Below are 11,837 nucleotides of genomic sequence, written 5' to 3'. Positions count from 1 at the left end.
CCAGATGCAACACGCGAGTTATAAGAATTATTGGAGACATATAAAATGAGTAACCATGGTAGCGACACCGCTGACCTTGAAGAGATGCTGCAACCGATCCCCGAGCATCGGCGAACCAAAGACGTTTGGGGGCAATTTTGGATCTGGTCGGGGGCAAACGTTGCTCCCATCAACTGGATTCTGGGCGCACTCGGGATAAACCTCGGACTCTCGCTCGCAGACACGATTACCGTCCTGGTGGTCGGCAACCTGCTCGGAATGCTTGGCTTTGGCGCCTTTGTGCTGCTTGGGCAACGAACCGGCGTCACCGGAATGGTGCTTTCCCGTGCCGCCTTCGGTCGGTATGGAGCGTACCTGCCGGCCGCCATCCAGGCATTGTTGGCAGTCGGTTGGTCGGCGGTGAATACCTGGATCATTCTTGATCTGGTGATGGCACTCTTCGGCCAGCTTGGCTGGGTGGATCCGACCGCGGAAAATTTCTGGTGGCGCCTGTCAACCGCAGCGATCATCATGACCACCCAAGTCGTCATTTGCTACATCGGGTATCAGGCAATTGCAGCCTTCGAAAAATGGACTGTGCCGCCTACGGTGTTGGTGCTGGTGGCGATGAGCGTTGTTGCCTGGACTCAGTTCGATATTAACTGGGCCTACGCAGGACCCGAAGGCAAGGTGCTGACCGGCATGCCGCGACTCGCAGCCATGAGTGCTGTGATGACCGCTATCGGCATTGGCTGGGGCATTGGCTGGTTCACGTATGCACCGGACTATTCGCGCTTTGTTTCGATCACCGTGTGCAAGACGCGCCTTTATCTTGCCAGTACCCTTGGTCAGTTTATCCCCGTGGTGTGGTTGGGTGTGCTCGGCGCGACCCTGGCAACGAAGAGTGGAAGCGCTGACCCGGGCGCACTGATCGTCTCCAACTTCGGGGTACTCGCGATCCCTGTGCTGGCGCTCGTCATTCACGGCCCAATTGCGACCAACATCATCAACCTCTATACATTTGGCGTGGCGGCTCAGGCCATGGATATCAAGATTTCCAGGCACAAGCTGTCGATCATGGTTGGCATCTTCGCAATGTTGGCGGTCATGCTATTCATGAAACAGGACAACTTCGCACACGCGCTTGATGCGTGGTTGATCTCCATCGTGGCATGGGTTGCCGCCTGGGGCGGCATCATGGCTGTGCATTGCTTCGTCTTTGAACGCAATACCAAGAATTTCGACTTCCTCTTCGAGGGGCCGGAATCCAAGCACATGCGAAAATTCAATCCGGCGGCGATGGTGGCATTCTTTGGCGGCCTGGGATGCACATACCTTTTCATGTACGGAATCATTCCGCTGTTTCAAGGCCCCATTGCCGTGGCAATGGGTGGGGTCGATCTATCCTGGCTCGCCGGTGGCCTGAGCTCTGCAATTCTCTACTATTTGCTGGGCCGGCGGTACGCGCTGCGTTACTCACAAGTAGCAAGGGGAAAAGTAGCAAGGGAGCAAGTAGCAAAGGAGCAAGTAGCAGGGATACAAGTAGCAAGGAGCCGAGCCTGAGTTGAAATACCCTTGCTATCGTCTAGGAAAGGGTACGACCGCTTCGCTACCCGCCGCCGCGACGACGGCCGTCACCTATCTGCGGATGATGGCGATGAACGGCGTGCTCCGGAAGAAGGTCGTATCGAAGCACGCCTGAGCGCGATGGACTGACATGGTGGCCCGGTGGGCGTTCGCGGGGAAGCGAGCGACATCGGGCCAATAACCCGAAGGAGACGATTCGATGAAAAGCGTCCACATTTCCGAGCTCACGTGGCCCGAATATGATGCGCGGGTGCGCGACGGCAGGACCCCGGTCTTGATTCCGGTCGGAGCGCTCGAACAGCACGGCCCCCACATGTCGATGAACCCGGATGTGTTGCTGCCCACGGCCATTTCGGAGCGCGTGGCCGACCGTATCGGCGCGCTGGTCGCACCTCCGATCGCCTACGGATACAAGTCGCAGCAGAAGAGCGGCGGAGGGAACCACATGCCCGGCACGACGAGCCTCGACGGCATGACAGTGACCTGCACGATCCGCGATGTGCTCAAGGAGCTTGCACGTCATGGTGTGCGCCGCACGGTGCTGGTCAATGGCCACTATGAGAATTCTGCCTTCATCGTCGAAGGGGTGGATCTGGCGCAGCGGGAATTGCGCTGGGACGGCATCCGCGATTTCTCGACCGTGGTGTTGTCGTATTGGGATTTCGTGACCCAGGAGGCGATCGACGCGATTTACCAGGGCGAGTTTCCCGGCTGGGCGGTCGAACACGGGGGTGTGCTGGAGACCTCGTTGATGCTCCATCTGCATCCGCAGCTCGTCGATATGGAAAAGGTCTGCGACCATGCACCGGCGCAGTTCCCGCCCTATGACTTCTTCCCGATCAAGCCCGAATGGACGCCCGCTTCGGGTTGCCTATCGTCGGCGAAGCGCGCGAGCGCACAGCATGGGGAAACCTTGCTGAAGGTTTGTGTCGACGGCATCAGCACGGAATTGATGTCCGCCTTCGAGTGATCCCGCGGCGGCGCGCCGCCCTGGCGTTGTCGCTGAATTGAAATCGGCCCTGTCTGCGTCATGCGACGACGAAGACAGGGCCGATTGTCGTTCACGCCGCTTACCCATCGGCAATTCGTCGTGATCGCATGGAGCCGGCATCGAGGCCATTCCGCTGAATCAGGGACTGGTAATCGATTTCCATTTATTCGCTGATTTTCGACAGCCGGCCCGATGTCGTCAGCACGATAAGGCTTGTCGATATCAGGAAATGCGTCGGGGCTGCGCATTTCCATACTTGTCGCCACCTGATCCAGAAAAGTACAGCAACAAATCGTCGGATCAGTCGAGGTGCGCCGCAGGCGCCTGGCGACTCGAATTCATAGAGGAGGGATCTGCGCAGATCGAATCGCATGTCGAGCCAATACATCCCGGATGGCCATCGAGAACTGCAAGAGCAGTCACGCCCCGGTAATCAAAACAATGAATTAACACCAAAGGAAAGCGAATGAAGAGCATTGGACGGAAATCCGGCACCGCCTTTGTTGCGGGCTGCTGCGTTGCTCTAGGGATGGTCGCAGGGAAAAGTGCTTTCGCTACGGAAAGCTGGCAGAACACCAACGTTACCGTCGGCTATACGACGGAATCGAAATTCGACCCCGTATTCGGTACCGGCACGGCCGACAAGAAATTGACGACGGTGCGTCTCGAGCACTTCGGCGTGCACGAATACGGCGACAATTATTTCTTCTTCGATACCTATCACGGCAAGGAAGTCGGCAGCTTTTTTGGCTTCGGCGCAGGGTCCTTCGGCGAGCAGACCAAGGACCAGTACTTCGGTGTGTGGAACCCGCGACTGAGTCTCTCCAAGATCACCGGCGCGAATCTCTCGTTCGGATTCATTGCCGATGTGAATCTCGCGGCGCGCCTCGAGCGGGGCTCCTATGCGAACTTCCGTGCGAACAATTTCGGCGTTGCGTTCGACCTGAAAGTGCCCGGTTTCAGTTTCTTCGAAACCGACTTCTACGCCCGCAGCGCGAGGTTTACGGGCGACGGCGGCAAGGACATCCACACGCTGTTCTGGCGCACCTTCGCGATGCTGCCGTTCGAGATCGGCGGGTTCAAATTCACCTGGTCGCCGTTGCTGCTCGTGAACTTCAACAACAAGCAGCGCGACACCACCGTCTTCGTTCAGCCCGACCTGTGGCTGAAACTCAACAAGCATTTCGACATCGGCTATCGGCACGAATACGCGACGTACAAGAAGACGCCTGGCGAAGGCGGCGGTACGTACTCGCGCACCACGCCGACGCTGCAGGTGCGCTGGAACTTCTGATTTTCCGCTGAGCTCGATCGGCCGCCACCGCATGCAGGTTGGGGGCCGATCGGCAATGTATTCCGAAGATTTGTCGTCTGGTCAGGAGAGCTGCCTCAGCAGCCACGACCGGCCGATCCGTTCGTGCCAAAGGAGACCGAAATGAAAGAGGAAGACAAGAGCCTGCTGTCGCCGTTCCGCCGTCGCTTCCTGCAGGGCAGCAGCGCCCTCGCAGTGGGCAGCGCCTTGCCGCTGTCGCTCGTGTCTGCGAGCAGCAGTGCGCAAACCGCCGGCCAGCCGCGCACCCTGACGATGCTGGCGTGGTACGGACATGCCGAACCGGACATCGTTGCCGAGTTCGAGGCCAAGTACAACGTCAAGGTGAAGCCGAAGTACTACACCGGCGGCGACAACATGCTGGCGCTGATTTCGCAGTCGCCGGCCGGTACCTACGACCTGATCCTGTCCGACGCGGAGTACGTGCCGCAGCTGCGCAAGGCGGGCTACCTCGAGCGGCTCGAGGCGAAGGACTACGCGTTCGACGACTACTTTCCTGAGTTCCAGAAGTTTCCGGGGCACTGGGACGGCAACGATCTGTACGCGGTGATGGTCCGCTTCGGCTTCCTCGGCGTCGCCTACAACACGGATGCGGTGCCGGAGAGCAAGGCACGCTCGTTCAAGGTGTACTGGGATCCAGCCTACAAGGGCAAGGTGGGGCACTTCGACTGGTATCTGCCGAACATGGGCGAGATCAGCCTGTACGCGGGCCACAAGGCGCCCTACAGGCTGGAAGGGGATCAGTTCGCCAAGCTGAAGGGTGTGATGAAGTCGCTGCGTCCGCAGGTTGCGGGCTTCTTCGACTACGGCGGCACCTTCAGCGGCCTGAAGAACGGGCAACTCCAGCTGGTGTGCGGCATCGGCGACTGGATCACCGGCACGCTGGCGCGTTCGGGGGCGAAGGTGAGCTCGGTCGTTCCCGACGAGGGCGGCCTGCAATGGACGGAGTCCCTGTCGATCGGCAAGGGCACGCGCAACCGTGATCTCGCCAAAGCCTTCATCCAGTACATCACCTCCGCGCAGGGGCAGGTGAAGTCCGCGAAGATGGCGGCGTATCCGGCGCTGATTCCGAACCGCAAGGGTTGGGAGCTGCTGGCGCAGAGCGACCCGGCCGAGGCGCGCCGGCAGGGCATGGTGCTGCAAGGGCATAGCGTCATGGACGACATCCGCTCCGGGAAGATCGTCTTCCGCCAGTTGCCGGTGCAGCAGAGTATCGAGGACTGGAACGACTTCTGGTCCGAGTACAAGGAAAAAGCCTGACCCTTCCCGCTTCGCCGGGCGGGCCTCGGGCCCGTCCGGCGGCATCCCGGAGCCATCACCATGTCGTCCAATACCAGCCGTCGGCGGTGGCCGCTGCTGCTGCCACCCCTGCTGTGGCAGTTGACCTTCTTCCTGCTGCCGCTGCTTTTCCTTTTCGTCATCTCGTTCTGGAGTGTCGTCAATTTCCGGCTCGAACCGGACATGACCCTGAAGAACTGGGACTTCATGCTGAGCCGCAGTTCCTTCTGGTCGGCCTACGGCCATACCTGGGCACTAGCGCTGGGCGCGGCGGTCGTCACGACCTGCTGTTCCTTCCCTGCGGCCTGCAGCCTCGCGTTCACCGTGTCGGAGCGCACGCGCAAGCTCGCGTTGATGTTCCTGGTGGTGCCGTTCTTCACCAGCTACCTCGTGCGCGTGTATTCGTGGCAGGCCTTCCTGGCCGACAACGGCATCGTCAATGCCTTGCTCGCGCTCGTGGGCCTGGACGGGCTGCCGATGCTCAATTCCGACTTCGGCTCGCTCGTCGGCTACGTGACGCTGGCACTGCCGCTCGTGACGCTGGTGCAGACGATGGGGCTGGCGCAGATCGACCGCAATCTGATCGAGGCGGCACATAACCTGCGCGCCGGGCCGGTGCGGACGCTGTTCGAGGTGATCATGCCGCTGGCGAAACCCTCGCTGGTCGTCGGCGCGCTGTTTGCGTTCATCCTCGCCTTCGGTGATTTCGTCGCGCCGACCTACCTCGGCGGCGGCGCTCCGCCGACGCTGAGCAACCTGATCATCGACACCACCAAATCCGGCCAGCAGTGGCCGCGCGCGGCGGTCGTGGCGATCGTGATGATCCTCACCCTCGTCGTCACCTCCCTCGCGGCGGTGCGGCTCGCCTACGGGAGGCGCAAATGATGCTGAGACTCGGCCGTTGGTTCGGGTGGGCCTATACCGGTTACACCTTCCTTTTCATCCTGGCGCCGATCGCCGCCAGCCTGGTGTTCTCCTTCAACGCGGACCGCTTCCCGTCCTTGCCGCTGAAAGGATTCACGACGGAGTGGTATGGCGGAACCTTCACCGATCCGCTGGTCATCGAGGCCTTCCAGCGCAGCGTGATGGTGTCGATTCCGGTGGCGCTGCTGTCGACGATCCTCGGCTTCTGCGCGGCCTACTGCGACTTCCGCTTCGATTTCCGCGGCAAGTCGCTGTTCAGCCTGCTGATGCTGCTGCCGCCGACGATCCCCGCGGTCATCATGGGCCTGGGGATGCTGTCCTACCTCTCCCGCATCAGCCTCGCCGGGGAGGTCTGGGCCGTGCTGATCAGCCATGTCGTCATCGCCTTGCCCTTCGCGATGGCGATGATCCGGCTGCGTCTGGCGCAGATGGACAGCGCGCTGGAAGAGGCCTCGTGGAACCTGCAGGCGTCGCCGGCGCAGACCCTGTGGTACGTCGTCCTTCCCTTCTGCAAGCAGAGCCTGGTCGCGGCTTTCCTGATCACCGCGGCGGTGTCCTTCGACGAGTTCGCCGTCGCGTGGTTCGTGTCGGGCCTGAACGAGACGGTGCCGGTGCGCGTGCTGGTGTTCCTACAGGGGCAGGTCAGCCCGGTGATCAACGCGATCGGCACAGCGGTATTTACCTCCTCGATCTTCCTGGTCGCAATCGGAATGGCGTTTTCCGGAATGGGCAAGGCGAAACGCGCCGCCGCCGACGGCCCCGCCCAGCCGGCAGCGGGTGCGCTGGTCTCCAACAACGGTTTGTCTTTGTGAGAGTGATCATGAGTGAAGCACTGGTAGAGATCGATCGCGTATCGAAGAGGTTCGGCGACTACACGGCGGTGACCGACACCTCGTTCAGCATCGGCGAGGGGGAGTTTCTCGCGATCATGGGTTCGAGCGGCTGCGGCAAGACGACCATGCTGCGCATGCTCGCAGGGCTAGAAGAGCCGAGCGAGGGGGAGATTCGCCTCGAGGGCCGGTCGCAGAAGGGTTTGCCGCCTTGGGGGAGGGACTTGCCGCTGGTGTGGCAGAGCCTCGCGCTCTTCCCCTTCCTGAGCGTGCTCGACAACGTCGGCTTCGGCCTGAAGATGCGCGGCGTCGCGAAAGCGGAGCGGGACCGGCGCTCGCTGGCGTGGCTGCACAAGCTCGAACTCGGCGAGTTCGCGAGCCGCAACGTGATGCAGCTCTCCGGCGGCCAGCGGCAACGGGTCGCGCTGGCGCGGGCGCTCGTCACCGAGCCCAAGGTGCTGCTGCTCGACGAACCGCTGAGCGCCCTCGACGCCCACCTCAGCGTGCGCATGCAGGCCTTGCTGCGCTCCCTGCAGCGCGAGCTGGGCATCACCTTCGTGTATGTCACGCACAGCCAGACTGAGGCCTTCTCGATGGCCGACCGCGTCGTGATCATGAGCCGCGGCAAGGTGGAACAGATCGGCTCGCCGCAGGCGATCTACCGCCACCCGGCGAACCGCTTCGTCGCCGAATTCATCGGCAACGTGACGATCCTGCGCGGCAGCGTCGCGGAAGTCGGGGAACAGTCCGTGCGGCTGAACACGGCCACCGGGGGAATGAGCGTGTCGCGCGGCAACTTCGCCGGGTCGCACGGCGCGCACGCGGACTTCTACGTCAATGCCGACCAGATCGCGATCGGCGACGAGCCGCGGCACGAGAACCACGTGCGTGCGCGTTTCCTGAGCCACAAGTTCATCGGCAACATGGTCACGCTGTTCCTCGAGGTGCCCGGCATCGAGGACGACCTCAAGGTCATCCTGCCCGAAAGGACCTACGACTGCCTCGGCATGCAGCCGGGCGACTCGGTCGTGGCGTCCTGGCCGGCCGCTGCGGCGCATTTTTTCGGCGGCGCCGCCTGACCCCAGGGGGCCGCGTTCCGTGCTCATTTTCGCCGTCGTCGTTTTCACGCAAACGCCCGTCGAAGTGCGGAAATTGGTGGCCCCGCCCCTTCTTTAGCATGGACTCACGTTGCTGATGCGCGAATTTTCACGCAGCCGGCGATGGTATCCGGAACACCCCACTACATATAACAGGAGCGGATGGACATGACGAATCTGGTTACCGGCATTCAGTCGATCACGGAGATGAAGGACCTGCTGCGCATCGAGAACGGCGAAAAGGTGAAGCACACCTTCTCCGTTCAGGAGTTCCACAACCGCCAGGCGAAGCTGCGCGCTTACATGGCGGCAAATGACATCGACGCGGTGCTGTTCACGTCGATGCACAACATCAACTACTACAGCGACTTCCTGTACTGCTCGTTCGGCCGTCCCTACGGCCTTGTCGTGACGCAGGAGAAGGTCGTGTCGATCAGCGCCAACATCGACGGCGGCCAGCCGTGGCGCCGCACGGTGGGCGACTACAACGTCGTTTACACCGACTGGCGTCGTGACAACTACTTCCGCGCGATCCAGCAGGAAATCGCCAACAAGGGCCGTGTCGGCGTCGAGTACGATCACATCCCGGTCGATCGCCTGGAAAAGCTCAAGGCCGCGCTGCCCAATGTCACGCTGACCGACATCGGCGCGCCGACGATGCGCATGCGCATGATCAAGTCGGACGAGGAAATCGCGCTGATCAAGCAGGGCGCGCAGGTGTGCGACGTCGGCGGTGCGGCGGTGGCCGCAGCGGTGCGTGAGGGCGTGCCCGAGCATGAAGTCGCGCTTGCCTCCACGCAGGCGATGGTGCGCGAGATCGCCACGCGCTTCCCGGATTCGGAGTTGATGGATACCTGGACCTGGTTTCAGTCCGGTATCAACACCGACGGCGCGCACAACCCGGTCACGACGCGCAAGGTGCAGAAGGGCGACATCCTGTCGCTGAACTGCTTCTCGATGATCTCCGGCTACTACACGGCGCTCGAGCGCACGATGTTCTACGATCATTGTGACGACGCTTCGCTCAAGCTGTGGGAGGTGAACGTCAAGGTGCACGAGGCCGGCCTGAAGCTCGTGAAGCCGGGCGTGCGCTGCTGCGACGTGGCCGCCCAGCTCAATGAGATCTTCGCCGAGCACGGCCTGCTGCAGTACCGCACCTTCGGCTACGGCCACTCCTTCGGCGTGCTGTCGCACTACTATGGCCGCGAGGCCGGCCTCGAATTCCGCGAGGACATCGACACCGTGCTCGAGCCGAACATGGTCGTGTCGATCGAGCCGATGATCATGCTGCCCGAAGGCATGCCCGGCGCGGGCGGCTACCGCGAGCACGACATCCTCGTCGTGACCGAGAACGGCGCCGACAACATCACCGGCTTCAAGTACGGGCCGGAGCACAACATCATCCGCCGCTAAGACGACGGAAACCGGCCTGCCGCGCCCGCGGCAGGCCGCCAAAACACCTGACTGCCCCGCAAGAGGGCGGCGATCACACCGGAGACACGTTCATGAAAAAAAGCCGCAGGGTCTCGTCCTAGAGCCCCCTTCGCGTCGATTCCCAAGAGGTCGCTGACGACCCGCCTTCCGTGCCGCACAGCCGCGGCAGGGCCGACGCTGCCTGCCCACCCGGATTCAACCTTCCGCGCGCCCGTGCCTTTCGGGCCCGCCGTGGCTTGCCGTGCGCGTCGGACGGATTCACACCTGGTTTCGTGGAGACAACATGAATACACAACAAGCCGTACTGAGCGGGTTCGCCGTGGATAGCGAACAGCGACTCGTGCGTCGCGCCGCCGCCGGAAGCTTCATCGGCAATTTCGTCGAATGGTTCGACTACGCGGCCTATGGCTATCTCGCCACCATCATCGCGGCGGTGTTCTTCCCCAGCGAGGACCGCGCGACGGCACTGATGTCGACCTTCGCCGTGTTCGCGATTTCGTTCTTCGTGCGCCCGATCGGAGGCGTGATCTGGGGCCACATCGGTGACCGTATCGGCCGTCGCGATGCGCTCTCGCTGTCGATCCTGATCATGTCCGGATCGACCTTCCTGATCGCCTTCCTGCCCAGTTACGAGATGGTCGGCATCTGGGCACCGGTTCTCCTGCTAGTCGTCCGCCTGGTGCAGGGGTTTTCGGCGTCGGGCGAATATGCCGGCGCTTCGGCCTTCATCGCGGAGTACGCACCGCCGAAGAAGCGCGGCTTGTACACCAGCCTGGTCCCGGCCAGCACGGCGGCCGGGCTGCTGTTCGGCTCGCTGCTGGTCGCATGGATGCACACGGTGCTGACGACCGAGGAGATGCACTCGTGGGGCTGGCGCCTGCCTTTCCTGCTCGCCGCGCCCTTCGGACTGATTGGCCGCTGGATCCGCACCAACCTCGAGGACACGCCGGCGTTCCGCGCGATGGAATCGAAGCACGCGCACAAGGAGGCTGCGCCGATCGGGCTGCTGCTCACTCGCTACCGCCGGACGGTGCTCGTCGCGCTGGGCGTCGCGAGCCTCAACGCGGTCGGTTTCTACGTGCTGCTGTCCTACATGCCGACCTATCTGAGCACCGAGCAGGGCCTCAGCGAAGCAGCGTCGTTCCGGGCTGCGACGATCGCGCTGACGGCCTACATCGGGTTCATCTTCCTGATGGGCAAGCTCTCCGACATGTTCGGGCGCAAGACGATGCTGATCTTCGCGTCGGTGAGTTTCATGGCCATGAGCGTCACGCTGTTCCAGGCCTTGCCGGGTGCGAGTTTCGAGATGATGCTGGCCATCCAGATCATGTTCGGCCTGTTGCTCGCGATGAACGACGGCACCCTCGCGTGCTTCCTCGCCGAGAGCTTCCCGACCTCGGTGCGCTACAGCGGCTTCGCGTTGAGCTTCAACCTTGCGAACACGCTTTTCGGCGGCACCGCTCCGTTCGTCTGCACGTGGCTGATCAAGAACACCGGCAACCCGTTCGCGCCGGCCTGGTACCTGGTCGGCGCCGCGGCCGTGTCGCTGGTCGCGATCCTCGCAACGCGCGCGCACTCGGGCGAGGACTTCATCGAAGCGAGAAGCTGACCGGGAATCGCGTCGCTGCCGGAGAAGCACAGGTCGCAGGCCGGCAAGCGACGCGCAGGCCGACTGCATATGTTCGATCCACGTCACCGGCTCGGCGCCGGTGACGCCCCAATCGCACAGAGAAACCCATTCTGCCGCGGGTCGAGCGACCATTCATGCAGCCTCCATGTCGTTGTTGTCCCGGGGACTGCCAAAACGTGTCGGCGGCACCTTGCGCTCAGTACTATCGTCTTCCATCCGCGGCGTACCGAGTCCTGTGTGCAACGGAATCACTCCGGCCCACACTGGCCATCCCAGGTCGTCCTCGTCATCCTTCACGCCCGAGTCGCGCACCTTGGCCGAAGTCTCGGCCAGCGGAATGCGCAGCACGCTGGTGGCGTTCAGCTCCTTGTCGCTGATCGGGCGCAGCGTGTCCCAGCGTCCAGGGTAAAGGCCGTCGATGAAGGCTCGCAGGTTGCGCCGTTTCTCGTCCGGGGCGATCACCGGTTCGAACCGGCCGTAAATCACCGCCGAGCGGTAGTTCAGCGAGTGGTGCATGGCCGAGCGTGCCAGTACCAGGCCGTCGGCGAGGGCGATCGTCACGCAGGCCTCGCCCTGCATGAGCGCCTTGAGCATGCGCGATGCCTTGGCGCCGTGGACGTACAGGTGTTCCCCTTCGCGCCAATGCAGGGTCGGGATGGCATGCACCTCGCCGTCGATCTGGAAGGCCACGGTGCAGATCATCGTCGCGTCGACGATGGCGGCGATCGCGTCGCTGTCATAGTGCGCGCGCTCGGGG

At 62.5% G+C, this 11,837-nt stretch carries 10 protein-coding genes; 9 read left to right on the top strand and 1 reads right to left on the bottom strand.

Annotated features, from left to right (window positions below):
- Positions 1 to 45 precede the first annotated feature (45 nt).
- The 9 genes from GPA27_RS13385 (at position 46) to GPA27_RS13345 (ending at position 11,059) form a co-directional block, all read left to right on the top strand.
- A complete protein-coding gene (locus GPA27_RS13385) occupies positions 46 to 1,542 on the top strand; it encodes a purine-cytosine permease family protein (RefSeq protein ID WP_246261094.1) in 1,497 nt (498 codons plus the stop codon).
- Positions 1,543 to 1,765: 223 nt separating this feature from the next.
- Positions 1,766 to 2,536 carry a creatininase gene (locus tag GPA27_RS13380; protein WP_169141123.1) on the top strand — a complete coding sequence of 257 codons (771 nt, stop codon included), beginning with the start codon at positions 1,766 to 1,768 and terminating at the stop codon, positions 2,534 to 2,536.
- A gap of 487 nt (positions 2,537 to 3,023) precedes the next feature.
- The gene (locus GPA27_RS13375; RefSeq protein WP_246261092.1) at positions 3,024 to 3,851 is read left to right on the top strand and encodes a hypothetical protein; all 828 of its coding nucleotides are present in this window, start codon (positions 3,024 to 3,026) and stop codon (positions 3,849 to 3,851) included.
- 141 nt (positions 3,852 to 3,992) lie between these two features.
- Positions 3,993 to 5,147, top strand: coding sequence for a polyamine ABC transporter substrate-binding protein (locus GPA27_RS13370; protein ID WP_169141122.1), 1,155 nt, complete (start codon positions 3,993 to 3,995; stop codon positions 5,145 to 5,147).
- Positions 5,148 to 5,207: 60 nt separating this feature from the next.
- Positions 5,208 to 6,050, top strand: coding sequence for an ABC transporter permease (locus GPA27_RS13365; RefSeq protein ID WP_169141121.1), 843 nt, complete (start codon positions 5,208 to 5,210; stop codon positions 6,048 to 6,050).
- Entirely contained in the window at positions 6,047 to 6,901 is an 855-nt protein-coding gene (locus GPA27_RS13360; RefSeq protein WP_169141120.1) for an ABC transporter permease, read from the top strand. The genes GPA27_RS13365 and GPA27_RS13360 overlap by 4 nt, the downstream gene beginning before the upstream one ends.
- Before the next feature lie 8 nt (positions 6,902 to 6,909).
- Positions 6,910 to 7,998, top strand: a complete 1,089-nt coding sequence (locus tag GPA27_RS13355) for an ABC transporter ATP-binding protein (protein ID WP_169141119.1) — start codon at positions 6,910 to 6,912, stop codon at positions 7,996 to 7,998.
- Positions 7,999 to 8,184: 186 nt separating this feature from the next.
- Positions 8,185 to 9,429 carry a M24 family metallopeptidase gene (locus GPA27_RS13350; RefSeq protein WP_169141118.1) on the top strand — a complete coding sequence of 415 codons (1,245 nt, stop codon included), beginning with the start codon at positions 8,185 to 8,187 and terminating at the stop codon, positions 9,427 to 9,429.
- Between the two features lie 304 nt (positions 9,430 to 9,733).
- Positions 9,734 to 11,059: an MFS transporter gene (locus tag GPA27_RS13345; protein ID WP_169141117.1), complete on the top strand. Its 1,326-nt coding sequence runs from the start codon at positions 9,734 to 9,736 to the stop codon at positions 11,057 to 11,059.
- Between the two features lie 153 nt (positions 11,060 to 11,212).
- Here GPA27_RS13345 and GPA27_RS13340 read toward each other — a convergent pair.
- The coding region (locus GPA27_RS13340; RefSeq protein ID WP_169141116.1) for a pyridoxamine 5'-phosphate oxidase family protein at positions 11,213 to 11,837 on the bottom strand (625 nt) is incomplete at its 5' end.

This window comes from Aromatoleum toluolicum (genome assembly GCF_012911005.2).
GTDB classification, from domain to species: Bacteria; Pseudomonadota; Gammaproteobacteria; order Burkholderiales; family Rhodocyclaceae; genus Aromatoleum; species Aromatoleum toluolicum.
Note: the sequence above shows the minus strand (reverse complement) of the source record. Positions and strands in the feature narration are given on the sequence as shown.